Source organism: Acinetobacter sp. Root1280, from assembly GCF_001425285.1.
GTDB lineage: Bacteria > Pseudomonadota > Gammaproteobacteria > Pseudomonadales > Moraxellaceae > Acinetobacter > Acinetobacter guillouiae.
In genome coordinates this window covers 1-26,389 of the sequence record NZ_LMED01000003.1, presented here as the reverse complement: position 1 = coordinate 26,389, position 26,389 = coordinate 1, and the positions used below count along the sequence as shown (strand labels likewise).

Sequence of the window (26,389 nt, the reverse complement as noted above, 5' to 3'; positions counted from 1 at the left end):
TTTAACAACACCAAGATCAATTACTTTAACTTGGCATCACTCAAGATCTGATAGGTTTGCTTAAATAAATCATAATCAATAAATTCAGTCGCGTCTTGATCTAAGCCAGCAACAACTTGATCGTTAAATTTATTGCGTTTAAACGCAGTATAAGACTTGGCTAAAATCTTCGCTGTTTTGATAAAGTCAGCACGTTGCCCTTTTTCAATCTCATTTTCCGCTTCAAACTTCTGCATATAATATTGCGCAAAAACGGCTTCAGTGGTTTTGTATTTTTTGACTAAATTCTGAATTTCTAAAACACTTTGTTTATCTTTCCAGACTTTAGCCACGATCTCATCAACAGCATTTCCAAGCCCATCATCATATTGGTGGTCATCTTCCAAATGATGCTTTTTCTGTAAAGCTTGGATCTGTTTTAAAGCCTGACCTTTCGGATTGTAAATCTCTTCATCAGAATAAGAATAAGCGTAGACTGTCGCAATTTCTTGTAAATCTTGAGCAGAATATTGTTTGATTAGCTCAGGTTTTTCTGCAGTCAGTTTGGCAATAAATACGGCTTTATAGGTTTTTTCATACGAACCCGTTTGTGCAAATACTTGTTCAGCCAACTGCGCCAAACGCTCATCTAAAGTTAAATATTTTTGCTCTGAATGACTACCTGAAACACCCGCAATACCGCCTACAGCTTGCTCCATAATGCTGCCTTTAAAGATATCTTTAAATGGTTTGGCTTGCTGTAAAACACTCTGATCGATCTTGCTGGCATTTCCATAATTAAGGAATTGCATATCCATCTTAACATTCAGTTTACGATTTAATTTATCAAAATCCACACCCAAATCATAATCTGCTTTTACCGCCCGACCTTTGTTATCTAAAGTCAGATCGACGATTAAAGGATTACGCTTGTTTTTAGGCGGCAAACTGGCTTCAACTTCAGTATGATGTTGATTCCACAATTGTTTAAATTGTTGAGCATCAACCAACTGGTCTTTGGCATAGCCTGTAAAGGTTTTGACAAGCGCTGCATTACTTTGCTGCTGTAAAGCTTTACTGGCTGAAGATCCATCATCCTTTGGTTCAGCACTTAAAACATCAACTTCATAATGATACTGACAATATTCCACATCACCAAAACGTGGATTAGCTTTTGCTTTTGTTAAGTCTTCACATTGTTGTTCAGTTAAAATTTTCTGACGCTCTGCTGATGCGTCTTCAGACTCAGCTTCAACGTTATCATCTTCCTGATCGGCAACATCAGAAGTTTGGCTAGTGGCATAGTCTTCATCATCTTCAACTGCTTTTTTAGCCGCGTCTTGTGCATCTGCATAAACAGCATCCACCTCTTCTTCAGACGCTTCATGAGATTGACGATTGACGGCACTATAAAGTTGATACATGGCACTAGCGGCATCAGCCACACCCGCATCATCAGTACTGATTCCCGCTGAAGCTTCTTCTACTGCTTTCATTGCAGCTTGTGCCGCCTCGTTAGCAGCATCGCTTGATTGGCTTTCTCCAGCAGTATCTAAGAGTTTTGCAATATTTGTAGGACTCAATCCAAGCACTGAATTCATGAAATATTGACGATTCACTGTAGAATACAATTGCCCTTGCAAAAACATTTCTTCAATGCTGGTAGTTAAGCGGATTTTTTCAATCACACCCGCTTGCTTCTCAGCTGAACTCACCGCAAGATTTTCAATTTGATTCGGGGAAGCAATCAAATAAGAAGTTGCGCCTGATTGTTTAAGGAACTCAACCAAGGCTTTTCCATTCACCTTGGCAATATCATCTTTGTATTTAGAAAAATCATAATAGGCATATTTATTCTGATCTTGTGAATTGGCCAAATAAGGCATTAAAGAAAAAATATGAGTATAGAATTTATAATTATTGAGATCCAATACTGTAGGAACACGCATTTCCACAGAAAGGTTAGGTTTTTTATACTGCGTTTCTAAGTTAAACGATGCCATTTTCTGACGATAATTCACAGTTCCATCATAACGAATCTGTAAATCATTCACGATATTTTGTACAACATCTGCCCCAATACCAACAAAGCGATTTGAATACTTAGAATCTTGCTTAGCAATTGCTTGATAAAGTTCTTTTTTCTGTGCATCAGTTAATTTGATTTTTTGATCTCTTAGATACTGATTGACCTTTTTTTCAATTGTAGGATCTAATTGCTTTGTATCAGCTGCGTTGGCTTTCTGAGCACTATCGAGCCGAACCTTGACTTGTCCACGATAATCAAAATTCGGATATTCATACAAGGCATTCAAACCTTGAATTGCGCGTTGCGGAGCATCTTGATCTGCATTTAAAGCATTGCTTTTAATCACATGTGTAGAACATGCCGATAAACTCAAACCCAATAGACACAATGTTAATTTTTTTAAATGCATGATAGTTCTACCCACTTGAATATTATAATGACAATAAAAATAACAAGGAAACAATAAAAAACAAAGTGTATAAGACTATCAAAAAATCAACAAATTCACATGTGCTTTTTCTACCAAATTCGCATTTCTGACAATTTTTTTAGAGAGTCTTATCAATGTAATTCCCATATGATTATGAATAATGAAGCTATAGATTGAAAATCCAAAACTATTTTTAAATTAGGATTAAACACATGCCAGCATATAAAGCGCCGCTCCGTGACATACGTTTTTTAATGAATGAAGTTTTTGACTATTCTGCACATTATAAAACACTATCAATTGGCGAAAATGCCGATGCTGATACTGTCGATATGATTTTAGAAGGTGCTGCAGATTTTTGTGAAAATGTACTTTCTCCACTGAATCAATCTGGCGACGAAGAAGGTTGTCATTTTAAAGATGGTGAAGTCACGACACCAAAAGGTTTTAAAGAAGCCTATAACCAATTTATTCAAGGTGGCTGGCAAGGTCTGTCTTATCCTGAAGAGTTTGGTGGCCAAGGTTTGCCGATGTCATTAAACCTGATCAAATCTGAAATGATGGGGACTGCAAACTGGTCATTCACCATGTACCCAGGTTTGAGCATGGGTTGTATGAATACCATTTTGCAATTTGGTACAGACGAACAAAAAAATACCTATATGCCACACCTGACTGCAGGTACATGGTCAGGAACAATGTGTTTGACTGAACCACAATGTGGTACAGACTTAGGTCAAGTAAAAACTAAAGCTGAACCTAATGCTGATGGTACTTATGCAATTACAGGGACAAAAATCTTCATCTCTGCCGGTGAACATGATTTAACTGAAAACATTATCCATATCGTTCTTGCGCGTCTTCCAGATGCACCAGCAGGTACCAAAGGTATTTCATTATTTATTGTGCCTAAATTCATCCCTACAGCTGAAGGTACAGTGGGTGAACGTAATCCTGTGACTTGTGGTTCTATTGAACACAAAATGGGTATTCGTGCATCTGCAACTGCAGTATTGAACTTTGATGGCGCAACAGGTTATTTGATTGGTGAAGTGAATAAAGGCTTACATGCAATGTTCACGTTCATGAACACAGCGCGTATTGGTACTGCTGTACAAGGCCTTGCTCACGCGGAATTATCATTCCAAGGTGCGTTACCATACGCCAAAGACCGTATGTCTATGCGTGCTCTATCTGGTAAAAAAGATCCAGATAAAGTGGCTGATGCAATCATTCACCATGCCGATGTACGTCGTATGCTTTTGACTCAAAAAGCATTTGCAGAAGGCGGTCGTGCCATGATTTATCACGCAGCTCAGCTTGCAGATAAAATGACCGATGCAATGTTACAAGGTGATCAAGCAAAATTTGAAGAATATGATGATAAGCTTGGTTTCTATACCCCGATTCTCAAAGGTTTCTTAACAGAAATGGGGCTTGAATCTGCGAATTTGGGTATGCAAGTGTTTGGCGGTCATGGCTATATCAAAGAGCATGGCATGGAACAAATTGCACGTGATGCGCGTATCGCGACTTTGTACGAAGGTACAACAGGTATTCAAGCACTGGATTTAATTGGCCGTAAAGTGCTGCTTTCATCTAAAGGCAAAGTGGTTCGTGAATATACCGCTGAAATCTTGAAATTCTGTGGTCAACATGCACGCAACAAATATATGCGTCGTTTTGCCTGGGATTTAACCAAGATCTGTGCGCAATGGAATGCTTTGACTGTTCGTATCATGCTTGCAGCACGTAAAGACCGTGAAATCGTATCGTCTGCTTCTGTCGATTTCTTGATGTTCTCTGGTTATGCAATGATGGCTTACTACTGGGCACAACAAGCAGCAGTCGCTTCTGAAAAATTAGCGTCTGGTAACGGTGCTGAGGTTCCTGAGTTCTATAAAGCAAAAATCAAACTTGCAGATTTCTACTTTGAACAATTATTACCACGTTCACAAGGTCATGCTGAGTCTATGGTGAATCCATCTCGTACCATGATGGCACTTGATGCAGAACACTTTAGTTTTGATTACTAAAATTTAAAATTTCTGAAAAAACAAAAGAGCGCTACGGCGCTCTTTTGTTTTTAAGATATAACAGTGCAAGCTGCACTATAGTGATATTCATTCACTTGTAGCAGAAGCCTATCCTTGAAAGCCTGAGCTTAAAAATGCCCTTAAGCACTCGCTTTAATGCTTTTAAAAATTGATCTGTTTAAAAGCCAACAAAAAAACTCTGTCATCCCCTACTATTGAGTTTTAGATGCAGGTTGAGTAATGGTTTTAATCAACTTAAATCGATTTTTTTCGAGCACATAAAAACGTGTAGTCACTTGATCCACTGCATAGTTTTGATCCATATGCTCTTCTTGTGTGACTAAGAGACGGCTGTTTGAACGTGTTGCAATCACATCTTCAGTCCGTTCCTCACCACCAAAGCCATCCGCTAAAAGCTGACCCGTACGTTTATTGACAAAAGAATAGACTCTACATCCCCCGCCACAGCCCCACATGGTGGTGACATATTCACCGGCAAAATCTGGTTTTTGTGTTAATGCATCTCTTAGTCGAGTGCGAAACATATTGGCGCTTGGGTCTGAAAGATCAAGTTTCGCGGTCTTGCCTGTATACACAGCTTTCACAGGATAGTCGCTAAATTGAGGGACAACGTTCTTTGCATATGCCAGTGGTAGGCTTGCCACAGCAAATAACATACTGATTAGAAACTTATTCATTGTGATGACCTTAACTTTTAATAGATTATTGTTTTAAGTCAGATCATAACAAAAGCTAAATTGTTGTGCTGTAGATTTATAGAAACTCTTCCAGCACAGAATTTAAAAATACATGACCTTGCGCTGTACATGCCAACTGTGTGTCATCATTTAACATCAATTTACGCTGTTTTAATGAACCAATCACCTGATCTAAATCAGACAAATTCAATCCTGTACGTTCAAGATATATTTGGGCATGAACACCCTCATTTAAACGTAAAGCATTCATCATAAATTCAAAAGGCATGTCTTGTTTTTCAATACGTTTCAATTGCAAATGTTCAGCAGGCACTTTGGCTAAGTAGTCTTTAGGCAAACGGGTTTTTTGAAAACGGTATACGCCATCAGCTTGGGTAATTTTGCCATGTGCCCCTGCCCCAATCGCTAAATAATCGCCAAATTGCCAATAATTTAAATTATGTGATGATGGTTTTTCTTTCCGCCATGCAGACACTTCATAATTGATAAAGCCATTGGCCTTTAAATATTGTTCACCCTGTTCTTGAATGGTTTCCAGAACATCATCTACAGGTAAAATAGGCTGAGTGCGGAAAAAAACCGTATTCGGTTCAATGGTCAATTGATACCATGAAATATGGGTTGCCCCATTTTCGACGGCAAGTCTTAAGTCATATAAGGCTTGTTCTAAAGTCTGTTCTGGCAAACCATGCATCAAATCTACGTTAACCCGTTGAAAACCCGCTTGTTTGGCATGTTGAATGGCAGAAACAGCATCATCATTGGAATGGATACGCCCCAGCTTTGTTAAATGATCAGGATTAAAACTTTGTACCCCAAGCGATAAACGATTAATTCCAACATCTAAATAATCTGCAAAAGGATCATGTTCAACCGTCCCTGGATTGGCTTCCAAAGTAATTTCACAATCCTGCTCAAACGGGACTAAAGCTTTTAACTGGGTAAAAAGCCACTGATAACCTTGTGCGGAAATCAATGACGGTGTTCCACCACCAATAAACACACTATGAATTTTACGTCCCTGAGCAAAATCTACTTGGGTTTTAAAATCTTCAACCAGTGCCAATAAATATTCTTGCTCTAAATCTAAAGACAGCTTTCCATCGGGTACAGCATGTGAGTTAAAGTCACAATACGGACACTTACGGACACACCACGGCATATGGATATAAAGCGACAAAGGTATATTTTGAGGTGTTAAATCAGTCAAAGAAGGCTCAGAACAAGTTTAGAGAGTGATTATTTTAACATGACTTCTACCATCCGATTAGAACAAGTCATCAATTTGCTTTAGACTGAACATTAACAATAAAAGTAGATGAAGAAGAATGCTGAAATTATCGAGTCAATTATTGTTCCTTTTACCACTCACCATGGGTATTGGCATTGCCATGACCTTTCAAACCGCCATCAACACTCAACTGCGCGAATATCTGCATTCTCCATTACAAGCTGCCCTTTTGTCCTTTTTAGTTGGTACACTATTGCTCGCTATTTTGGTGATTGTGCAAGCTGAACAGAGGCCAACGCTTTCAAGTTTAGCGGTGATACCTTGGTATCTTTGGCTAGGTGGCTGCTTAGGTGTTTATGCAATCAGTATGAGCATTTATACTGCACCGAAACTGGGTTTTTTAACCCTGTCAGGCTTAATCATTTTTGGACAAATTGCAATGTCGATGATCGTTGACCAATTTGGACTACTGGGTACAGATAAAACGCCAGTAAACTGGCAACGTCTTTTAGGTGGCGTGGTGATTTTTATAGGTGTGCTTCTCACTCTACAACGCTAACCAATCTATTTTCTAAGCACATTTAAAACGAGTATTTACTGTGTCTGCATCGATAAAAGCCACAACTACCCGCTTTGAATTAAAGCAACTTTTTAACTTAATGCTCCCAATTTTAATCACTCAGTTTGCTGCAGCAGGCTTTGGATTGATTGATACCATTATGGCTGGGCATATGTCTCCCGAAGATCTTGCCGCAATTGCTGTTGGTGTAGGTTTATGGATTCCTGTCATGCTGCTGTTTAGTGGCATCATGATCGCAACCACGCCTTTAGTGGCAGAAGCCAACGGCGCACGCACCCCAGAAAACATCCCTTCGATTGTTCGTCAGTCTTTATGGGTTGCCTTATTGCTGGGTATTATTGGCATGCTGGTTTTACAGATCATTCCTTTATTGTTGCCTTTGGTTGGTGTGCCTGAATCTTTATTACCTAAAGCCAGCTTGTTCTTACATGCGATTGCTTTTGGGATGCCTGCTTTTACCATGTATTCAACATTGCGGGGCTATTCAGAAGCTTTAGGCTACCCTCGTCCTGTCACAGTGATTAGCCTTGTTGCGCTTGTGGTACAAATTCCGCTGAACTTTATTTTTATGTATGGAATTGGGCCTATTCCACACTTGGGAAGTGCCGGCTGTGGTTTTGCAACAGCCTTGTTGCAGTGGATCATGTTCATCACGATTAGCATCTATATTTTAAAAGCCAAACGCTACCAAGCCACACAACCCTTAAATATGTTTGAGAAAATAGACCGCGTACTGATTAAACGTATCCTCAAACTGGGATTACCAATTGGTTTGGCGATTTTCTTTGAGGTCAGTATTTTCAGTACAGGTGCAATTGTACTCAGTCCGCTTGGTGAAGTTACTGTTGCAGCACATCAAATTGCCTTATCCATAACATCGCAATTGTTTATGATTCCGATGTCATTGGCTTTAGCGCTGACCATTCGTACAGGGACTTATTTTGGCGAAAAGAATTGGTATGCGATGCGTAAAGTCCAAAAAGTTGGATTAATGACCAGTACCTTATTTGCCTGCATCACCATGTTACTTCTGTTAATTCTACGCCCTCAAATTGTGTCCGTTTATACCAGTGACTATGATGTTTCCCAAGCAGCAATATATTTAATTTTATTTGCGATTGGCTACCAACTTATGGATGCATGGCAAGTCAGTGCTGCGGGTTGTTTACGTGGAATGCAAGATACCAAAGGCCCAATGTGGATCACCATGCTGGCCTACTGGATCATCGCTTTCCCTGTTGGGATTTATTTAGCACGCTATACCGATATGGGCGCCGCTGGGGTATGGACAGGACTGATTATCGGACTGACCATTGCCTGTGTTTTATTATTAACGCGTCTGTATATGAACAATAAAAGGTTGAGTCAGGCTTAAATTAGAAACGTTTATATTTAACGCGTTTACCTAAAAATAATGCTGTTTAAATACAGCATTATTTTTTATAAGTGTCCTTTATTTTACTCAGATTGAAGCTGATAGGCTTGCTGAAACTTTTCAGACATCTCAGATTGATTGCCAACCTCTTTTACAATGGCTTGCCCGACAATGACATCAGTCCCATTAAATGTCATCGTCGGAGAACCATATAACTCATAGCCGTCATTTAAAGCTTTACTGACCCGTGCACAGAAATTCACATCATCCTTACCAGTTAAATAACGATAAACTTTCATGATCCAACAACGATTAAAATATTGAAGAATATTTTAATCCAAAACTCCTGAGAAGAAACCGATAGCGTGCTGGGTATTTTAAGATTAAAAATAGCCAAGTAGAAACAAACGCTTAACAAATTAGAGTAGGCAGTTTAACAATAGTCGCCTATGATCAAAATGAATTAAACGTCTAATCCCAATTAAAGGATGGTTACGAATGTCGAAAAGTACCAGTACCCCAGGTCGCCGCTTTATGAAACTTGCGAGTATGACTGCAAGTATCGCGACGAAAACGGTATCAAATTCAATTCGTAACTTTAATGCGGATGAAGAACAAAAAAATGAAGCGCGCAGTAAGCTGTTCCAAGATATTGGTGTTCAAATTGCAGATACCTTAGGAGAAATGAAAGGTGCTGTGATGAAAGTTGGTCAAATCGCCTCGCAATATAAAGATATCTTTCCACCTGAAGTCGCACGGGCAATTGCTAAATTGCAACGTCAAGCGCCTGCAATGCCATTTGCTGAAATTAAACAACAAGTAGAACGCGAGCTAGGCAAACCGATTGATCAAACCTTTCTGCATTTTGATGAACAACCCTTCGCAGCAGCATCTATTGGTCAAGTCCACAAAGCCATGTTAAAAAATGGCACTGAAGTTGTGGTCAAAGTACAATATCCTGGGGTAGATGAAGCTTGTGAAAGTGACTTAAAACAGGTTCGTTTGGCATTACGCTTAATGGGTGTTTTAAAAGTAGATAAAAAATTACAAGATCGCTTATTTAAAGAGATTCAAGACAGCTTACATGAAGAACTCAATTACGAAATTGAGGCACAAAACTTGCAAGTTTTTAGAACATTCCATCAAGCTTTGGACACAAAAATCATTATTCCCAAAGTGTTTACAGACTATTCGAGTCGTCGCATCTTAACCCTAAGCCTTGAAAAAGGTGAAAGTATTGAAACTGCAAGTACTTGGGATTTATCTGTGCGCAATGAAATTGGTCGCCGCTTAATCTTGGCATTGGGTCAACAAATTTTCTTCTTAAAACGTTTCCATTGCGACCCTCATCCTGGCAACTTTGCTTTCCGTGAAGATGGCAGTGTGATCATTTACGACTTTGGCGGTGTAAAAACCTTATCCAATGAAATCATTACTCATTTCAAAGCCTTGGTCAGAGCTGCACGAAAACAAGATATTGTGACAATTGAAGAGCATTTAACGGTTTTAGATGCGTTAGCTGAAAAAGGTAAGTTTCCCGTAGAATTGTATGAGGCATGGCTTGAAATTTTATTACGACCGCTGACTACACATTATGATTTTGCTGAAAATTCAGCACATCATGATGGCATCAAACTGGTGAAAAAATCATTGAAGTATTGGGATGTATTCAAACCATCGCCAGATACTTTAATGGTAAATCGTACGATTTCAGGACAATACTGGAATCTGATTCAACTTAAAGTCCATGATAATTTAAAAGATCTCTTTGAAGAGCTGGTGCCTTTACAAGACTAAGTTGTATTGATGTTTTTTATTGAAGTCGATTGCATCCAATTCATTTAAAAGTGACATGATCAACGCATTCATTTTAAAAAATTTCGTTATGCACTTCATCTAATTTTAAGGATAAAACTTTACATTAAACTTGTATTTGAAGTCTAAGCCAGATCCTCCTGCTTAGGCTTCTTTTTTATCTCACTTTTTTCCAAGTTCGATATACAACATGAATACGTATCAAATGAAGTACTTTACAAGTTAAATGTAATATTATAACATTACACCATATTTAAATAATTAGAGGTTAAAACCATGCGCCAAGGTATCCACCCAGAATATCGTCAAGTGTTATTTCATGACACCAATGCCAATGCATACTTTGTTATTGGTAGCACCATCAAGACAACAAACACCAAAGAATATGAAGGCACACAATATCCTTATGTCACACTCGATATATCCAGTGCTTCACATCCTTTCTATACAGGTGAAATTCGTCAGGCAAGCAATGAAGGTCGTATTGCCAACTTCAATAAGCGCTTTGCCCGTTTTAAACGTTAATTGAACTGTATGTTGTGTCTAAGCCTAAGCTTCCCTCAGCTTAGGCTTTTTCATTTTGAATATTGCACATTATTTTGTGGATAAAAGCATTTGAAAAATATAAAAGCCAATCGCTAAACAGATCACACCAACGATCACACTAGAAACAGTATAAGCCAAAGCGATTGGAAACTGTCCCTGCCGAATCAGCTGGAATGTTTCCAGACCAAAACTGGAAAAAGTTGTAAAACCGCCGAGGATTCCAACCATTAAAAATAATCGAGTTTCATTCTGTAAAATAGGATAGCGCTGGGTAAAAGCAAAAAAAATCCCAGCCAAGAAACAGCCCAAGATATTGATCGACCATGTTGTCCAAGGGAATAGGCTATGTGGTTTAGAAATAATAAACCCTGCACCATAACGTAAACTTGCACCAATTGCCCCACCGCATGCGACCAATAGCCAATTCATGTTTAGATATCCTTAAAACTTTTTAAAAAACGCATTTACCCACCATCCGATTTTTTACAGCCCAGCTTGTTTATAAGCAGCTTGTGTATAAGCGGATAGTTATCCACAGATTAACATGGAGAAGCTTAACGATCTAATTTAAGTGGCAACTCATTTCTGACATAAAAGTCCAAAGTTGGCACAACAAAGGCAAATACATCTTGTTCACGAACACCCCATTGTTGTAGCAAGGGGCAAGCAATATTAAGCACTTGCGCAGGCAGAACCTGACTAAAATCAAAAGGCATTTCAATATCCCCTTGTGATAGTTTTTCAGGTTGATCGACCCATTCTACCCATGCATGGTCTTGTTCAGCCAGATATTGAATGGCCTCATCCCATGAAGAGAATAAATTTTGCCACGCCTCAGGCAAGCGCGGATCTGTATTGATTTGAACCGTGCTGGATAATTGATAAACAGGATCAAGTTCAAGCTCTGTTTGAATCAGCTGTTCAGAGACTTGATGAACAAATTTCTTTGCATATTGTGCTGGCATCGCATCACTTGCCAAACGCCCACTCAAAACATAAAGCTGCTGGTCAATCACAACTTGCTCGAAAATCACTGTTTTATCCTGTTGTGTAGGGGCAATATAAAAGCGCCAATTGCTTTGTTTCGGTGATGGCATCAATTTGCGTAATGGACCTAAAAAAGAAAAACCAAAATGTTCATGCTGATATGTCAGTATGGTAAAAATCGTTTTCCCTTGCTTTTCCCATAACTGAATAGGCTGTGGATAGCGTGAACGAACTTGATCTATATCCACCAACCACGACAAATACACAATATTCTTGACCTGACTTTGTAACTGTAGGAAAGGAATAAAACCCATCAAGATACGGCGTAGTTTTAATAATAATGGGCGTTCAGCAAAAAGACCGATCAGGCTCAAAATAAAGTTTGAATCTTTATTTTTAATATTATGACGATTCATACCGACCTATTTTTATGGATTTCGATGCTGTTATTTTAGCAAATATGGTTAAAGAATGGCCCATCTCAAAATATTAAATAGCATTACTGAATTATTTAACCATAGGCTATGATATTGGCACGATTTAACACGGAATTTTCACATCATGGCTCAAGAATTATTGAAACAACTTCAAGCAGGCGATGCAAAATTTGCAGATGTCATCAATCATATTGAAGCTCGTTATACCCACACCCCGACTGCATTCCAAAATGGTCAACAGCATAATGCTGCCACAGAGAACCAAGGCAGTGCCAAAGTTTTTTCTTTTGCACAATTAAATGATTTAGATCAACAACAAACGCTAAATCTATTTGCAGAACATTATGCTGCTGTTTTGGCAACACCTGATGCGACAGACCATCAGAACATTCGCCAATTTATGCAAAATGGTTGGAATGGCATCAAATTTGAAGGCGATGCTTTAACTGCAAAATAACAACAATACAATCAAGTCAGGGATCTATTCGATCCCTTTCTACACGATTATGGACGCTCATCATATTGAGGTAAACCGTCACAAATCGTATCCCACTCTGCTTTATAAGCAGTAAAAATATGCATTGTTGGCTTCTGTTCTAAAGCTGTATCTAAAGTTCCAATTCTTAAACGATAGGTATCTGGTGTCTCTGCTTTAATACTGATGATCGGTGAGCCACATTCTTGGCAGAAACAACGTGTTGTTGTTGCTGTCGATGCAAATTTTTTCAGTAATTCCTCACCTTTGGTAATTTTAAAATCTGCTTTTTGAATTGGCGCATTGGTCGCAAATGCTGTGCCATTGGCTTTACGACAACGTTGGCAATGACACTCGATCACCTCTCCAATTTCACCATGAATCTCATAGTGAATACCGTCACACAAACAACTTCCTGTATATATTTTTTCAGCAGACATTGAGAAAATCCCCCTATTTCAAAGGCTATTGGCAATAGCATCAAACTAGCATAAAAGTCGCGTTTTTAATCAAAACACCATCATTTTTTTTGCCTAATCTCATCTATTGAGATATTGATGTACACCCTCACCCGCAGCACGCCCTGTCGCAAAACACGCAGTCAATAAATATCCTCCTGTCGGGGCATCCCAGTCCAGCATTTCACCACAACAAAATACATGGGGATTGGATTTTAGTTGTAAATGCTGTGTTAATACGGCTTGCTTTACACCACCAGCACAACTGATCGCTTCTTCAATCGGACGAAATCCCTGAAGCTCAATTTTTAAATGCTTAATCTGGTGTGCGAGTTTTTCAGGAGTGTTCCACACTGATTTATCTACCAATTCACGAATCAGATTGGCCTTGGCAGCATCTAAACCTGCTTTGCGCCAGATATTGGTACTGGATTGCTTTTTGGACGGCTGTAATTTCTGAGTAAGCTGTTGAACAGTTTGATCAGGTAACAAGTCTAAATAAATCGACATCGGTTGATTGTGCTGTACCAACTGACGTAATAATCGCCCCTGCTTATAGATTAGACCACTTTCTAGCCCATAATGGGTAATCACAATATCACCTTGTGTCTTTGCAGAATTTCCCACCCAAGCGTCTACACGTTTAAGAGGCTGACCAAAGACAGGTTGCAAATAATTCGACCATGCCCGAACCACACCGGCATTACTCGCTTGAAACACTTCAATTTCAGAAGCAGACAACCACTTTTGCCATGCACCATCACTGCCTAAACGTGACCATGACACAGCACCACAAGCCAGAATAATCGCATCAAAATTCAAAAGCTGTGCTTGATTGTTTCTTAGATCAAGAATTTCGAGTTGTTGCTGCTTTAAATCTATTATTTGATGACGATAATGAAATTGAACGTGCTGCGCTGCCAATTGCTTTAACCAAGCACGTAACAAAGGCGCAGCCTTCATTTCTACAGGGAAAATTCGTCCTGAACTCCCCACATAGGATTCTATTCCTAAGCGATGCATCCAATTTTGAATCCAAGTCGCATCCCACTTTTCAACCCAAGGTCTTAACCATTCCACATGATCATAACGTTGAATAAATTGTTCAAATGCTTCTGCATGGGAAATATTTAGCCCTGTCTTTCCAGCCATCAAAAATTTACGTGCAGCAGAAGGTTTCTGTTCAAAAACATGAACTTCATAATCAGTTGTAGATTGACTTAAAACATCTGCAGCCATTAAACCTGCTGGCCCAGCCCCAATGATGGCGATTTTCTTAATTGGCATCAGACGGCTCTGATTGGTTGTCAACACTTTTACCCTGACATGGTCCGACCTCATCAAAACGGGTTTGATAATGCTCAGGTTTAGCAATAATCAATTGCTGACACAATTCACCACGTTCTAAATATTTAATTTCAAAATGCGTACGTGCTGAATCTGATGCAATCGTTTGTTTTTCATAAGGCAGTTTCCAAACATCTTTTAGTTGCTGTTCTGCTTCAGCAATATATTCAGGAATATTACTGGCTAAAGTGATGCTGCCATTTGGAGATAATCTGGAAATCAGAAATTCAAAAAAAGGCATATTTAACCAGCGTTGCGCAGGATTATGCGGTTCTGGATTTGGATATAGAATAAAAAACTGTTGTACCTGATTGGGATAAAGTGCATGCACCACCCACGGTAATGCATCAGCATGAATAGGGGTTAAATTTGTTTGAGCTTCCAACTGATGCTGTTTTTGCATGGCAATATATTTTTCACGGGTTCTTTCTATCGCAATCAATTTCAGTTCAGGGTGCTGTTCAGAAAAGAGCAAGGCATGTTTGCCCTTTCCAGCCCCAATTTCTACACAAATTGGGTTATTTTCAATACATTGAAAATCACGAGGAGCATGCATACGCTGTGCTTGAAATTGACGAATCGACATAATCAGATCAAACTAACAAGAAATCGTTCACAAGTTTAACAACTCTTTACGGTTTTTGCTTTTTTTAAATGAGGATTTCCATATGTCTAAAACTTTTCCTTGCCCTCGCTGCGGTGAGCCTTCTACATGGGAAGGTAATGAATCTCGTCCATTTTGCTCTGAGCGTTGCAAACTGATTGATTTAGGCGCATGGGCCAATGATGAATATACGCTACCTACAGACGACGCACCTCAAGCAGAAGATTCTTAAGCTGCGTACCAAGTTTATATACACACTACACTGAGTCAGCACACATTTTATTAGAAATAATGAAATAAAAATATACTTAAACTTCACAATAACTATTTATTTTTGAATCTGTATAGCGATATGATACTGCATGTTTCACTTCACACTTTATATATAAAAATTTGATTAGTTTCAATTTATAATGAAACTTGGAGTATTAAGGTGCCTATAGGCTTAAAATTTTTTGTCACCATCCTTGCAATTTTATGCGCTTTTTTTACTTTTATTGGAATATATGCTCTCGATTTTTCGCTTATCGCAATTGGAATTCTATTTGCAATAGTCATCTTATTAATCAAATTGGAAATGGTAAAGTAAAATGATTTAAATCAATTTAACAATATTATTAAACTATTTAATAGATCTCTTTCATAAATCAAAAAACGATCATGTTGAGCGAATTATATGGGTATTGAAAGTTCCTTCTTCCTTTGAAAAAAGGCTAGGATGAGGGGGATTTTATATTGATTTATAGTTTTAAAAAGGACTTATGAAAGAAGCCTAATTTTAATTTTCTCATTCTCCACCAACATTATTTCAATGGTGAGATAAATGACTTTTGCAGGAGTTATTTAAAAATGAGAATAAACAACATCGTTCTATGGTCTGTTTTTACTCAGATCATTCACGTTACTATTACAGATTCATACTAAATATTGGATCATCAATAAACTATACATTTAAAACAAAAATGGTGAGTAAAACATTGATTACTTCACCATTTTCTCATTTCTTATTTTTACTATAAAGCCAGACAGTGAATACTTAACCCGCTTTACTTGCCACAAAAGGATTGTGTTGCTTTTCAAAACCAATAGTACTCATTGGACCATGTCCTGAAATAAATTGAGTTTCATCAGGTAGGGTAAAACATTCACGCTGAATTGAATCTAAGAGCTGTTGATGGTTGCCTTTTGGAAAGTCAGTACGACCGATTGAACCTTTAAACAGCACATCCCCTGTCCAAAGCACGCCATATTTGGCATTGTAAAAAATGACGTGGCCTGGTGTATGTCCTGGTGCAAAACGCACTTCAAACTCTTCATCCCCTAAGCTTAGCTTTTCGCCACCCTCTAACCATTGATTGACATGAACAGGCTCAGGAATTGGAAATCCATAACGGGCAGATACGTCTTGAATCATTTCTAACCAAAACAGGTCTTCTTTATGCGGACCAATCACGGGCACATTCCATTCTTTGACCAATGCACCTACCGCACCTGCATGATCTAAATGACCATGTGTTAACCACAATGCTTTGACTGTCAGTCCTAATGCTTCAACTTCTTGTTTTAATTTCTCAGGCTCACCACCAGCATCAATCAATACCGCTTCTTTGGTTTCCGAATCCCAAACAATAGAACAATTTTGGGCGAATGCAGTAACGGGTACAATCTTGACTTGTAACATGATAATTTTCCTAAAAAACCCTATACCTTTAAATGAAACTTGAGTGTATTCAATTGAGTCTGTAAAAGTTGCTCAAATAAGTCAATATGATCCGCACGGCTATTTAATGCTGGAATGTAAGCATAGTGTTGACCACCTGCCTTTAAAAACAATTCAGCATTTTGAATCGCCAGCTCTTCCAAGGTTTCTAAACAATCTGCAGAAAATGCAGGGCTCAGTACTTGAACAGATTCAACGCCTTGCGCTGCCCACTCTTGCAAGAGCTGGTCGGTATAAGGTTTAACCCATTCTTGTTTTCCAAAACGGGATTGGAAACTGATCGCCCATTGGTCGTCTTTTAAATTCAACGCCTGAGCCACCTTAAGTGCAGTGACCCGACAACGCTCTGCATAAGGATCGCCTTTATCGGCATAAGGCTGCGGGATCCCGTGAAAAGACATCAACAGTTTAGCGGCTGGTCCATATTGCTGCTGATAATCACGCACACTGTTGGCTAGCGCCTGAATATAAAGTGGGTGTTGATAATAATCTCGAATAAAACTTAAACCCGGAATATTGCGTTGCTTTAACAACCATTGTGCAACGGCATCATATAAAGGGGCTGTTGATGTTGCCGAGTACTGAGGAAAAAGCGGGAAAAGAATAATATGGTCATAATGCTTGGTTTTCGCATCATTCAAAACAGCATCGATACCCGGTCGCCCATAGGTCATTGCTGGCACAATATCTAAATCTAAATCAGCATTGGTACTTATTAATTTTTTTTGTAATGATCCAACTTGTTCAAATAGAATTTCACGCATCGGTGAATCATTTGACCAGACTTGTGCATAAGCTTCGGCAACACGCTTTGGTCGAAAAGGCAGAACAAATGCATTTAAAATAATTGCCCATAAAATTTTGGGAATTTCGATGACACGCTGATCTGATAAAAACTGCTTTAAAAAAGCCCGAACAGCTGGAGCTGTAGGCGCATCTGGTGTCCCTAAATTAGCAATAATAATCAGGACTTTAGGTTTAGATAAAGACATTTTCACCCGATTTACAGAATAGTTTATCTCGAATGATCAGCTTAACAGAGTCTTTATCTAAACAAAATTTTTTATCTTAACTCACTCAATTTATTTAACTTAAAAAATTGAAGAGCGACTGCTAATACGTTGTGAACTTTCAAGTAGTTTCACGCATTTATCCGTCATCTGCCATAGCATACGCTGACGATCATCACGCCCCACAGGGATGATCCATTCATTTTGACGGACTTGCTGCTTAATCGTATGCAAGGAACGCACATTAATCTGCGCTCTAGACACAGCATGGGCACGTGGCATCACCACTTGTGCGTCGGTTAAACCCGTATTATTCAAATATTCGTTTAAGACTTTAGAGAAAAAATCCTCAGACGTCGGTTGTCTAAATTCAACCGATAAAATTTTTAACAGCTCTGCCCAAGTCATCTCACGCACTGGCGATAATTCTTTAAAATTACCATCTTGATAGGCATGCATTCGATAATCAAAATTAAACACTTCATGCAATGAAACTTTGGGTAAAGTTAAAAATGGATCTGCTTCTTTTTTCCCTTGCTCTACGGAAACATGCGCCAACTTTGCTTTTAAACGATCAATCTCATCTTGTAAGACTTGAATATTTTGAGGTCTTACCCATCCTACAACAGGATAGCGCTCTAGCATTTGTGGCATATATGAACGTACTGCAAGTTCTAAATCGCGTAAAGTTCGATAAGTAACGACTTGCTCAACTTCTTTTTGTAGTTGATGTCTAAATTCATTAAACTTTTCTTTTAGCAGTGTACTTTCTTCTTTTAAATGCGGTTCGCGAAATTCAGGACTCTCATGCATAAATACAATAATTGGTTTCTGTTTGGTCACCGCATAAATATATTCAAGATGTAGATAACTCACCCCTGAAACAGATTGCTCACCATATTGACTCCCCAACAACAATAAAACGTAATCACAGTCATCTATCTGACGACGTGCAAATGCGGTACTTAATGGTGTCCGTTGTTCTAATCCCCAAGAAAAAAACCCCATCCCTATAAGGGTTTGTGACACGACCATCCGTTCTGGCTGCATTTCTTTGCCAGATGTTGTAATAAAAACTTGATACCGTTTATCGAGCATAGGTTAACCCATTCTTGTCACACCCTACTTAAATCCATCCATGAGCTTTAAGTTTGATATGCCCTACACTTATGAAAATATATTAAATCTGTTCAATATTGAAAGAATTAGCCGAGTTTTTCAACAATATTTTCTACAGACCATGTAATTTTTGGTTGTATTAGATGTTTGATGACATTTTCTAATTCTTTTGCATTTCCCCCACTCACAAAACATTGTAAACGCACCCCTTTTTCTTGCAAGCTGCTTGATATTAACTCATATTTTAACAATATACGCGCCGTTTGTCGTGCAACGGCCAATCCAGAATCAATTAAGTTAAGCTGAGGGCCGTATAATTCGTGAATACTCTGTTTTAAATAAGGGTAATGGGTGCAGCCCAACACCAAATAATCTGAACCTTTGGCAATGACTGGATCTAAAACCTTTTGCAGGCTATGTTTGCATTCCAAACTGTTATAACGTCCAGATTCAATCAAGGGAACCAGTTCAAGATTGGTAATCGTCAGTACTTCAACATTGGCAGGTTCTGCAAAACGCTGCATCACATCTTTGATCAATTTTCCACGAAAAGTGGCAGGTGTAGCCAAAACTGAAACCACTTTAGACTGGGTTTGTAGCACTGCTGGTTTTAAAGCAGGCACCAGTCCAACAATAGGAAAGTTTTCACCATAATGATCACGTAAATAATCCAGACTAAATGCTGAAGCGGTATTACATGCTACAACTGCGATTTTACAACCTTGACGATATAACCATTCAATTGCTTGTGCAGTTAATTCACGGATATTTTGATCCGTACGGGGGCCATAAGGGACATGTGCAGTATCGGCATAATAAACAATACGTTCATTTGGCAAATAATTGGCAATTTCCTGTGCAATAGAAAGCCCACCGATACCTGAATCAAAAATACCAATCGGGGCATCTGCCAAGGCTTTTGGCATTGGATTTTCTAGAGGAGAGAGAGGAAGAATCGCGCTCATTTGATCCACTATTGGCATACGGTAAAAATAATTAATAAGATTAAACCTCAAGTCCCTAATTGCAAGTGAAAATCACCACTTTCTAAAGATAAAATGGTATCTCCTTGTTCATTTTCAAGCAATTTCCCATATTCAATCAGATGGAAAAAAGCAGAACGTTGAATCAAGGCATTTATCCCAAAACGAATATGTACATAAGGTCTTAACTCACCTTGATATTCACGCATAAAAATAGGGTGTTCTGGATCAATCAGTGTAATGTCTTGATTGGTGGTGGTAACTTGTAGATAGACCTGTCCATCGAGATTTACCTGATCAACTTGATTGACCAATAAAGGTTCATCCTCAACTTGAATTTCAATCTGTTCAACTGGGGTTTTTAAATAGAACTTCCCGTCTTCTTTCCAAAGTACTTTTGTAAACAGGTCTAAAAGCGCTTGGCGTTTGATCAATTGACCTTCGTGCCACCATTCGCCATTGGCTTTTACTGTCAAATCCATTTTGCCACAATGCTTTGGCTGCCACTGCTCTAAAGGGGGTATTGACCTTTTGTGACCCACCTGTACATCTTTTAAGTATTGTGCAATGCTCATTAAGTTTTTATTATCAGAATCTGGCTGATTTTGAGCCGCTGATGTTGAATTATTTTGATTTACCATGGTTTATGCCTTGCTGACTTAAAAATAATACGACTCAGCCAATTGGCTAGATTAGGGTTTCTAACTATACTAGCGCAAAATATATTATTGGTACGAGCGTTAATTCGTATCACGGAATTTTTAGAACACTCATGGCAGCACCGATTTATTAATTCCCAATAAATGCTCACGGTTGCCACCCTTAGAAATATGAGGAGTCCTACATGGAACACATCGAACGCGAATCGATGGAGTTTGACGTAGTGATCGTAGGCGCAGGCCCTGCGGGTCTTTCTGCTGCGATTAAAATTCGTCAATTAGCTCTTGAAAACAATCTTCCAGACCTTTCCGTCTGTGTGGTTGAAAAAGGCTCTGAAGTTGGTGCGCATATCCTTTCTGGTGCTGTACTTGAACCGCGTGCAATCAATGAACTTTTCCCTGACTGGAAAGAACAAGGTGCACCTTTAAATGTACCTGTGACTGAGGACAAAACTTATTTCCTCATGTCTGCTGAAAAGTCACAAGAAGCGCCGCACTGGATGGTTCCTAAAACCATGCACAATGATGGTAACTATGTTATTTCATTGGGTAATGTAGTGCGTTGGTTAGGTCAAAAAGCGGAAGAGTTAGAAGTTTCTATCTTCCCTGGCTTTGCTGCTTCAGACATCCTTTATCATGAAGATGGTTCTGTAAAAGGCATCCAAACTGGTGATATGGGTATTGGTAAAGATGGTGAACCTACTCATAACTTTACTCCTGGCTATGAACTTCATGCAAAATACACAATTTTTGCAGAAGGTTGCCGTGGACATCTCGGTAAACGTCTGATTGCAAAATACAACTTAGACCAAGATGCTGATCCGCAACATTACGGTATCGGGATCAAAGAACTTTGGGAAATTGACCCTGCTAAACATAAACCGGGTTTAGTAATGCATGGTTCAGGCTGGCCTTTGGCAGAAACAGGTTCTTCAGGCGGCTGGTGGTTATATCACGCTGAAAACAACCAAGTGACCTTGGGTATGATTGTCGATTTATCTTATGAAAATCCACACATGTATCCTTTTGCTGAAATGCAACGTTGGAAAACACACCCACTGATCAAGCAATATCTTGAAGGCGGTAAACGTATTTCTTATGGCGCACGTGCAGTTGTTAAAGGTGGTCTAAACTCTCTACCTAAACTGACCTTCCCAGGTGGTTGCTTAATTGGTGATGATGCTGGTTTCTTAAACTTTGCTAAAATCAAAGGCTCTCATACTGCGATGAAATCGGGTATGTTGTGCGGTGAAGCTGTATTTGAAGCAATCCAAGCCGGTCATGAGAAAGGTGGTGATTTAGCGGTTGCGCGTGTCGCTGAAGGCGAAGATTTCTTTGCTAAAGAATTGACTGCATATACTGACAAGTTTAACAACAGTTGGTTAAAAGAAGAGTTACATCGTTCACGTAACTTTGGTCCAGCGATGCATAAATTCGGTTTATGGATGGGTGGTGCATTTAACTTTATCGATCAAAATATCTTTAAAGTGCCATTTACCCTACATGACCTTGCGCCTGACTTTAGTGCATTAAAAACTGTAGATACTGCGACATTTAAACCTACCTATCCAAAGCCAGACGGTAAATTAACCTTTGACCGTTTATCTTCTGTATTTGTATCCAATACTGTACATGAAGAAAATCAGCCAGCTCACTTAAAGCTGACCGATGCTTCGATTCCAGTCAATGTCAACTTACCAAAATGGGATGAGCCTGCTCAACGCTACTGCCCTGCTGGTGTTTACGAGATTATGGAAAATGATGATGGTTCTAAGCGCTTCCAGATTAATGCTGCAAACTGTGTTCACTGTAAGACTTGTGACATCAAAGATCCATCTCAGAACATCACTTGGGTAACTCCTGAGGGTGGCGGTGGTCCAAACTACCCGAATATGTAAATCAATAAACCCGCTTCGGCGGGTTTATTGATTTAATCTCGTTAGAGCGATGTCAAAACTAATAGTTTTTTAAGTTTGCTTACATAGATGTAGATTATTAAAACGATGATTTATATCTATGTCTTTCTATTTTAAAAAATCCCAAACATTTGGGTTGTGATATTCTTTTTTAATATCATAACCTAGTTTTTCCATTTTAACTTCTGTCCTTTGTCTCTCACTTTCCCACTTATTTAAATCTTTACTCAATAACACTTTCCAATCTTTATCTCTAATTTTCACATCATATTGATAAAAATAGTGAGAAAAAAAAGTAATAAAATCCAAGTGAATTTTTACTTCATCAATAGATTCGCGAAAATTTATCGTTAATATGACATTATTTTTATAAAATCTAAGAGGCTGGCGTTTTAACGCACTCGAATATTTCTCCCATTTTTCCTCACTATCCAAATAAAACCCATCCAAACTCCCCTGATAGTTAGGTATTTTATTATTGGCTTCAAATGATTGTTTTCCAAACACTCTCGGTTCAGACTCGAAGTAAAAGACTTTCCAACCATTTTTATTTAATTGCTTTACAATTCCCTCATAAGCAAGATAGTTATTTTTTTCATTAAGTTTTTTAGATTTTATATTACTAATATCAAAACCTATATCTGTAACGCCTTGTTTTAGATAGTTAGCATCTGAGACAAAAACCAAATTTTCTAAATTATTAAAAACTAAAACTGTGTGATCATATCTATCTTTTAAATTTAATCTCAGTTTACTTTCTTCATTTACATTTAAGTTTGGTCGTATAAATCCAACACTTGCACCTGAACTATATTGTGAAAAAAACTTAGTATTACTATTAATTAAATTTTCACTAGGGTCGCCAGCCACAACACTAATAATATAATCAGATTCATTCATTTCTTGTTCATGCTTACTCGTCATCTCAGATGACGAATTACAAGCGGCTAAACTCGATAACAATGTGATTACCAAAACTCGAATAATTTTCTTTAAAATCATCCTGTATCTCGACTTTAATTATTAGATTTTCAGTTATTTCAACCTTACTAATACAACTAAATTATTTTCAATACAACCATAGAATTTTCATATAGCATACTAAAAAATATTAATGAATACACATGACGGCTTTATCTTCACCAATTGAATAACTTGGCTTTAGAAAAACCATATAAATCAATTATATACTTAAACATGTTTCCCTTTATCCAATAATTGATAGTGACTTGATTTAAACAACCATATTAAGATTATTTAAACAAAAATACATTACTTTAAAAACCCACTTAATTTTATTTACTGCAAAACAATCAAATCATATTTTTTTCTAAAATTAATATTACCACCATATGCATTTCTAGTCTGCCCCTCTAATATAATTTCATATTTTCCATTTTTAATGGGGGTCCCTTTAACTTCAATTGTATTATCACTATAAGGAGGCTCTCCAACACCAGTATTTAAAACCAAACCAGAATCATTAGTGATATTGCTATCAACAAATAAGTCATCAACCAATATAACTTTCTCAATTTCAATTTTAACGTTATAAGGTTTTCCTACTGAAGCTTTTGGCAAATTATCAGGTGTTATAGTCGGAGTATTACTACAGCCTAATATAAAAAAAGCTGACAATAAAAGTAAATATATATTTTTCATAAATTCCCTAATTCAATGTCTTTTCAACAACAATAAACCAATATAAATTACTAGAAAAAAAACTCAGTTCTTGATCTTTAATTTTTTGATTACTTCCCCAAGTTGCACAATAAGCTGATACTATTTCACTATGTTGAGTTGAGGAAGTAATCAATTGTCCTTTTTTTGTTTTAATATTATCTGTAAATACAATCCAATGTGAAGGACCTCTAACTTTAAGTTTGCTAAATCGAGGAATTTCTGGCTGCCCTTCTACAATAGCACCCATTGTTAATGCTATCAAATAATGATTTTGCATCGAAAATGCATTTGCTTTTATTAAGCTATCAACACGGCTACTGTAATTTCTTTCAGTATATACTATTTTATAACCAATATTCTTTAACCAACGCTCCATATCTGACGGTAGAGTAAATGCCGTAAAACCATTAAAACTATCACCTACAATATTCTGACTTTCTGCTGTATTATAATCAAAAACTGAATTCTCTGAATCTCTTAAACTCCCCATTGTTATCCAATCTACTGGTGAAATTCTTGGATTTAATGTTATTTTATTATTAACACCTTTATTCTCCTTATAGAAACCATTCACTTTTCTAGCACCATCTAAAGAAGGTTTTATATTAAGATTATTAACCTTTACCTCTCCCTTCTCCCATAACTCTTTTACTATTTTAGCATATATTTTCTTATTGCTATTTAAAACGCAATAAAAGAACGCAGCTGGCCCGCACAAATATGTACTACGTTGATTTGGGTATGGATCTTTAATTCTACTATATAAACTAGTCTCAACACGTTCTTTAGTAAAAGGATCATTTGAATTACCGGGAGGGTATTTTTCTTCAATAAAAACCCTATTCGATGGTAGATTCACTTCCACAATATTTGGATTATTAGGTTGTGTCTGTTTCGTAACATTGTTTGTTTCTTTATATTTAACAATATCTAATTTAACATTATATCTATTTTGAGAACTAAACTCTTCAATTCTGTTTGCACTCAAATATCTTTTAATAACATGAACTTCAGCACCACTCTTAGACATTCTAAATAAATCAAAAATTAAAATACATTCTTTTAGTTTAGCAGGATCATTGACAACTATTTTTAAAATGTGAGTTCTAAAATTCTTAGTTGACTTAATCAATAAATTTTTTGAATATGGTGATATTTTATTATTACTCTGGTCTAAATAATTAATATTTTTAACAGGATCATAAACTCGCAATGAATATCTCAAATCATTAATATCAACATTAGATTCCAAAGAAACATATGGATAAAAATCGTAATTAGCCATTATCTATCTCATCAATATTTATAAGCTCATCATTTATTAAATGTAAATCCACTTTTTCAGGTTGAATTGTTGTTATTGTTTTAGTATAGCCATTATCATCTGTTATACCTTCTACCTTACTGCCATTCGCTAAGAAAAAGTAATACTTCATATTTGTCTTAATATTTCCATCATTATCTTTCACCAGCATTTTCAAATCATATGCATTTTTTTCACCTATTTTAGGTAAGCTGATGCTAGAACTAATAACTTTCCCACCACCCAAAAACTTATGCTGCCCCGCCTTACTCTCAAACTTACCCGCAGTGGTCGGTAAAACACCTGCACTACTAATTTCAACTTGCGAACCATCTGCAATCAAAATAATTTTCTTATCCGCTTTAATCTCAATCTTATCTTCAGTTGAAATAATCTGAATACCTTTACGTGCAATCAAATCCGCACCATCGCCTTGTGCTTGGATCTCAACCTTACCTTTCCCAGCAAAAAGTCTTGCACCTTCTTGTGCCGCAAAAAGGCTGATCTTTGATTGTGCATGTGCAACTAAATTCTTTTGGGTACTCAATTGAATACTATCGCCCGCAGTTTCATAGATTTGTCGATCGGCAGAAAGATATAGATCTTCATTAGTAGCAAGCGCAACCGAATTGGGTGAAGCCAATAACATGAGGGCTTGCTTAAAGGTATCTGCTTGATTTTTTTCTTCACTGGATTCGCCTTTTTCCAAATAAGAAATAAAAGATTTCAAATGATCTAAATTTTCTAAAGGATCAGTTTGCTGATTTTTGGCAACTTCACTTAAGGCTTTAGAGTTATTTAGACTGCTTTCTAACTGACTTTTCGCTGCAGTTGCATCAAGATGATTGCCTGAAGCTGAGTCTTGAACATAGGTACTCAATAGTAGGCCTTGCCCAGCTCGTAACGCTCCCCATTGGTCTGTTCTTAGTTCAAAACCTTCGCCTCGTC

Annotated in this window: 26 protein-coding genes; 8 read left to right on the top strand and 18 right to left on the bottom strand. The window is 37.7% G+C overall.

Going from position 1 to position 26,389, the window contains the following annotated elements; all coding sequences use genetic code 11:
• Positions 1 to 20 precede the first annotated feature (20 nt).
• Positions 21 to 2,417 (bottom strand): hypothetical protein, encoded by a 2,397-nt coding sequence (locus ASC84_RS04445; RefSeq protein WP_056512149.1) that lies wholly within the window; start codon positions 2,415 to 2,417, stop codon positions 21 to 23.
• Between the two features lie 233 nt (positions 2,418 to 2,650).
• Between ASC84_RS04445 and ASC84_RS04440 the strand changes: the two genes are divergently transcribed.
• Positions 2,651 to 4,474: an acyl-CoA dehydrogenase C-terminal domain-containing protein gene (locus ASC84_RS04440; RefSeq protein ID WP_004725609.1), complete on the top strand. Its 1,824-nt coding sequence runs from the start codon at positions 2,651 to 2,653 to the stop codon at positions 4,472 to 4,474.
• Between the two features lie 212 nt (positions 4,475 to 4,686).
• Here the strand turns inward: ASC84_RS04440 and ASC84_RS04435 are convergent, their stop codons facing one another.
• Together ASC84_RS04435 and hemW are read right to left on the bottom strand one after the other, a co-directional pair.
• A complete protein-coding gene (locus ASC84_RS04435; RefSeq protein ID WP_056512148.1) occupies positions 4,687 to 5,172 on the bottom strand; it encodes a hypothetical protein in 486 nt (161 codons plus the stop codon).
• Between the two features lie 76 nt (positions 5,173 to 5,248).
• Positions 5,249 to 6,403 carry a radical SAM family heme chaperone HemW gene (hemW, locus tag ASC84_RS04430; protein ID WP_056512145.1) on the bottom strand — a complete coding sequence of 385 codons (1,155 nt, stop codon included), beginning with the start codon at positions 6,401 to 6,403 and terminating at the stop codon, positions 5,249 to 5,251.
• A gap of 118 nt (positions 6,404 to 6,521) precedes the next feature.
• Between hemW and ASC84_RS04425 the strand changes: the two genes are divergently transcribed.
• Positions 6,522 to 6,983, top strand: a complete 462-nt coding sequence (locus ASC84_RS04425) for a DMT family transporter (RefSeq protein ID WP_004725603.1) — start codon at positions 6,522 to 6,524, stop codon at positions 6,981 to 6,983.
• Between the two features lie 40 nt (positions 6,984 to 7,023).
• Positions 7,024 to 8,379, top strand: coding sequence for an MATE family efflux transporter (locus ASC84_RS04420; RefSeq protein ID WP_004725601.1), 1,356 nt, complete (start codon positions 7,024 to 7,026; stop codon positions 8,377 to 8,379).
• Positions 8,380 to 8,462: 83 nt separating this feature from the next.
• Here the strand turns inward: ASC84_RS04420 and ASC84_RS04415 are convergent, their stop codons facing one another.
• The gene (locus ASC84_RS04415; RefSeq protein WP_056512143.1) at positions 8,463 to 8,678 is read right to left on the bottom strand and encodes a DUF1737 domain-containing protein; all 216 of its coding nucleotides are present in this window, start codon (positions 8,676 to 8,678) and stop codon (positions 8,463 to 8,465) included.
• Between the two features lie 199 nt (positions 8,679 to 8,877).
• Here ASC84_RS04415 and ASC84_RS04410 point away from each other — a divergent pair, with 199 nt between their 5' ends.
• Together ASC84_RS04410 and ASC84_RS04405 are read left to right on the top strand one after the other, a co-directional pair.
• Positions 8,878 to 10,176 carry an AarF/ABC1/UbiB kinase family protein gene (locus ASC84_RS04410; protein ID WP_004816806.1) on the top strand — a complete coding sequence of 433 codons (1,299 nt, stop codon included), beginning with the start codon at positions 8,878 to 8,880 and terminating at the stop codon, positions 10,174 to 10,176.
• A gap of 294 nt (positions 10,177 to 10,470) precedes the next feature.
• Positions 10,471 to 10,719 (top strand): type B 50S ribosomal protein L31, encoded by a 249-nt coding sequence (locus tag ASC84_RS04405; RefSeq protein WP_004816804.1) that lies wholly within the window; start codon positions 10,471 to 10,473, stop codon positions 10,717 to 10,719.
• A 69-nt stretch (positions 10,720 to 10,788) separates the two neighbouring features.
• Here ASC84_RS04405 and crcB read toward each other — a convergent pair whose 3' ends face one another.
• Together crcB and ASC84_RS04395 are read right to left on the bottom strand one after the other, a co-directional pair.
• On the bottom strand, positions 10,789 to 11,169 hold the full coding sequence (gene crcB, locus ASC84_RS04400; RefSeq protein WP_034616430.1) for a fluoride efflux transporter CrcB: 381 nt from the start codon (positions 11,167 to 11,169) through the stop codon (positions 10,789 to 10,791).
• 125 nt (positions 11,170 to 11,294) lie between these two features.
• Positions 11,295 to 12,143, bottom strand: coding sequence for a DUF2071 domain-containing protein (locus ASC84_RS04395; protein ID WP_056512142.1), 849 nt, complete (start codon positions 12,141 to 12,143; stop codon positions 11,295 to 11,297).
• Positions 12,144 to 12,288: 145 nt separating this feature from the next.
• On the opposite strand from ASC84_RS04395, the gene ASC84_RS04390 reads away from it, so the two are divergent.
• Positions 12,289 to 12,621, top strand: coding sequence for a HopJ type III effector protein (locus ASC84_RS04390; protein WP_056512141.1), 333 nt, complete (start codon positions 12,289 to 12,291; stop codon positions 12,619 to 12,621).
• A gap of 47 nt (positions 12,622 to 12,668) precedes the next feature.
• Here the strand turns inward: ASC84_RS04390 and ASC84_RS04385 are convergent, their stop codons facing one another.
• From ASC84_RS04385 to ASC84_RS04375, 3 genes are all read right to left on the bottom strand, one after another.
• Positions 12,669 to 13,079, bottom strand: a complete 411-nt coding sequence (locus tag ASC84_RS04385; RefSeq protein ID WP_004725587.1) for a GFA family protein — start codon at positions 13,077 to 13,079, stop codon at positions 12,669 to 12,671.
• A 99-nt stretch (positions 13,080 to 13,178) separates the two neighbouring features.
• Positions 13,179 to 14,384: a TIGR03862 family flavoprotein gene (locus ASC84_RS04380; RefSeq protein ID WP_056512140.1), complete on the bottom strand. Its 1,206-nt coding sequence runs from the start codon at positions 14,382 to 14,384 to the stop codon at positions 13,179 to 13,181.
• Positions 14,374 to 15,036 carry an SAM-dependent methyltransferase gene (locus tag ASC84_RS04375; protein WP_171252526.1) on the bottom strand — a complete coding sequence of 221 codons (663 nt, stop codon included), beginning with the start codon at positions 15,034 to 15,036 and terminating at the stop codon, positions 14,374 to 14,376. The genes ASC84_RS04380 and ASC84_RS04375 overlap by 11 nt, the downstream gene beginning before the upstream one ends.
• A 76-nt stretch (positions 15,037 to 15,112) precedes the next feature.
• Here ASC84_RS04375 and ASC84_RS04370 point away from each other — a divergent pair, with 76 nt between their 5' ends.
• Positions 15,113 to 15,280, top strand: a complete 168-nt coding sequence (locus ASC84_RS04370) for a DNA gyrase inhibitor YacG (RefSeq protein ID WP_004725583.1) — start codon at positions 15,113 to 15,115, stop codon at positions 15,278 to 15,280.
• A gap of 804 nt (positions 15,281 to 16,084) precedes the next feature.
• On the opposite strand, the gene ASC84_RS04365 is transcribed toward ASC84_RS04370, so the two are convergent.
• The 5 genes from ASC84_RS04365 to ASC84_RS04345 form a co-directional block, all read right to left on the bottom strand.
• Entirely contained in the window at positions 16,085 to 16,729 is a 645-nt protein-coding gene (locus tag ASC84_RS04365; RefSeq protein ID WP_004816786.1) for an MBL fold metallo-hydrolase, read from the bottom strand.
• Between the two features lie 20 nt (positions 16,730 to 16,749).
• Positions 16,750 to 17,760 (bottom strand): ferrochelatase, encoded by a 1,011-nt coding sequence (gene hemH, locus ASC84_RS04360; RefSeq protein ID WP_056512138.1) that lies wholly within the window; start codon positions 17,758 to 17,760, stop codon positions 16,750 to 16,752.
• A 99-nt stretch (positions 17,761 to 17,859) separates the two neighbouring features.
• Positions 17,860 to 18,876 carry a DUF4062 domain-containing protein gene (locus ASC84_RS04355; protein WP_004725578.1) on the bottom strand — a complete coding sequence of 339 codons (1,017 nt, stop codon included), beginning with the start codon at positions 18,874 to 18,876 and terminating at the stop codon, positions 17,860 to 17,862.
• Positions 18,877 to 18,983: 107 nt separating this feature from the next.
• Positions 18,984 to 19,862 (bottom strand): glutamate racemase, encoded by an 879-nt coding sequence (murI, locus tag ASC84_RS04350; RefSeq protein WP_056512368.1) that lies wholly within the window; start codon positions 19,860 to 19,862, stop codon positions 18,984 to 18,986.
• Between the two features lie 47 nt (positions 19,863 to 19,909).
• Complete coding sequence (locus ASC84_RS04345) at positions 19,910 to 20,521, bottom strand: DUF1285 domain-containing protein (RefSeq protein WP_056512137.1); 612 nt, start codon at positions 20,519 to 20,521, stop codon at positions 19,910 to 19,912.
• A gap of 203 nt (positions 20,522 to 20,724) precedes the next feature.
• On the opposite strand from ASC84_RS04345, the gene ASC84_RS04340 reads away from it, so the two are divergent.
• Positions 20,725 to 22,437: an electron transfer flavoprotein-ubiquinone oxidoreductase gene (locus ASC84_RS04340; protein ID WP_056512136.1), complete on the top strand. Its 1,713-nt coding sequence runs from the start codon at positions 20,725 to 20,727 to the stop codon at positions 22,435 to 22,437.
• 126 nt (positions 22,438 to 22,563) lie between these two features.
• Here ASC84_RS04340 and ASC84_RS04335 read toward each other — a convergent pair whose 3' ends face one another.
• The 4 genes from ASC84_RS04335 to ASC84_RS04320 form a co-directional block, all read right to left on the bottom strand.
• Entirely contained in the window at positions 22,564 to 23,355 is a 792-nt protein-coding gene (locus ASC84_RS04335) for a hypothetical protein (protein WP_227515089.1), read from the bottom strand.
• Positions 23,356 to 23,754: 399 nt separating this feature from the next.
• A complete protein-coding gene (locus ASC84_RS04330; RefSeq protein ID WP_227504302.1) occupies positions 23,755 to 24,117 on the bottom strand; it encodes a hypothetical protein in 363 nt (120 codons plus the stop codon).
• A 7-nt stretch (positions 24,118 to 24,124) separates the two neighbouring features.
• The gene (locus ASC84_RS04325) at positions 24,125 to 25,423 is read right to left on the bottom strand and encodes a hypothetical protein (RefSeq protein ID WP_056512134.1); all 1,299 of its coding nucleotides are present in this window, start codon (positions 25,421 to 25,423) and stop codon (positions 24,125 to 24,127) included.
• On the bottom strand, positions 25,416 to 26,389 hold a 974-nt coding region (locus ASC84_RS04320; protein WP_155860311.1), incomplete at its 5' end, for a type VI secretion system Vgr family protein. The genes ASC84_RS04325 and ASC84_RS04320, both read right to left, overlap by 8 nt.

Coding starts and splice junctions, on each gene's coding strand:
- hemH (WP_056512138.1), bottom strand. CDS start 17,760: ATGTCTTTATCTAAACCTAAAGTCCTGATTATTATTGCTAATTTAGGG.
- ASC84_RS04390 (WP_056512141.1), top strand. CDS start 12,289: ATGGCTCAAGAATTATTGAAACAACTTCAAGCAGGCGATGCAAAATTT.
- ASC84_RS04345 (WP_056512137.1), bottom strand. CDS start 20,521: ATGGTAAATCAAAATAATTCAACATCAGCGGCTCAAAATCAGCCAGAT.
- ASC84_RS04410 (WP_004816806.1), top strand. CDS start 8,878: ATGTCGAAAAGTACCAGTACCCCAGGTCGCCGCTTTATGAAACTTGCG.
- murI (WP_056512368.1), bottom strand. CDS start 19,862: ATGAGCGCGATTCTTCCTCTCTCTCCTCTAGAAAATCCAATGCCAAAA.
- ASC84_RS04355 (WP_004725578.1), bottom strand. CDS start 18,876: ATGCTCGATAAACGGTATCAAGTTTTTATTACAACATCTGGCAAAGAA.
- ASC84_RS04370 (WP_004725583.1), top strand. CDS start 15,113: ATGTCTAAAACTTTTCCTTGCCCTCGCTGCGGTGAGCCTTCTACATGG.
- ASC84_RS04335 (WP_227515089.1), bottom strand. CDS start 23,355: ATGAATGAATCTGATTATATTATTAGTGTTGTGGCTGGCGACCCTAGT.
- ASC84_RS04445 (WP_056512149.1), bottom strand. CDS start 2,417: ATGCATTTAAAAAAATTAACATTGTGTCTATTGGGTTTGAGTTTATCG.
- ASC84_RS04380 (WP_056512140.1), bottom strand. CDS start 14,384: ATGCCAATTAAGAAAATCGCCATCATTGGGGCTGGGCCAGCAGGTTTA.
- ASC84_RS04435 (WP_056512148.1), bottom strand. CDS start 5,172: ATGAATAAGTTTCTAATCAGTATGTTATTTGCTGTGGCAAGCCTACCA.
- ASC84_RS04385 (WP_004725587.1), bottom strand. CDS start 13,079: ATGTCTGCTGAAAAAATATATACAGGAAGTTGTTTGTGTGACGGTATT.
- ASC84_RS04340 (WP_056512136.1), top strand. CDS start 20,725: ATGGAACACATCGAACGCGAATCGATGGAGTTTGACGTAGTGATCGTA.
- ASC84_RS04405 (WP_004816804.1), top strand. CDS start 10,471: ATGCGCCAAGGTATCCACCCAGAATATCGTCAAGTGTTATTTCATGAC.
- ASC84_RS04425 (WP_004725603.1), top strand. CDS start 6,522: ATGCTGAAATTATCGAGTCAATTATTGTTCCTTTTACCACTCACCATG.
- ASC84_RS04330 (WP_227504302.1), bottom strand. CDS start 24,117: ATGAAAAATATATATTTACTTTTATTGTCAGCTTTTTTTATATTAGGC.
- ASC84_RS04365 (WP_004816786.1), bottom strand. CDS start 16,729: ATGTTACAAGTCAAGATTGTACCCGTTACTGCATTCGCCCAAAATTGT.
- ASC84_RS04440 (WP_004725609.1), top strand. CDS start 2,651: ATGCCAGCATATAAAGCGCCGCTCCGTGACATACGTTTTTTAATGAAT.
- ASC84_RS04415 (WP_056512143.1), bottom strand. CDS start 8,678: ATGAAAGTTTATCGTTATTTAACTGGTAAGGATGATGTGAATTTCTGT.
- ASC84_RS04395 (WP_056512142.1), bottom strand. CDS start 12,143: ATGAATCGTCATAATATTAAAAATAAAGATTCAAACTTTATTTTGAGC.
- crcB (WP_034616430.1), bottom strand. CDS start 11,169: ATGAATTGGCTATTGGTCGCATGCGGTGGGGCAATTGGTGCAAGTTTA.
- ASC84_RS04325 (WP_056512134.1), bottom strand. CDS start 25,423: ATGGCTAATTACGATTTTTATCCATATGTTTCTTTGGAATCTAATGTT.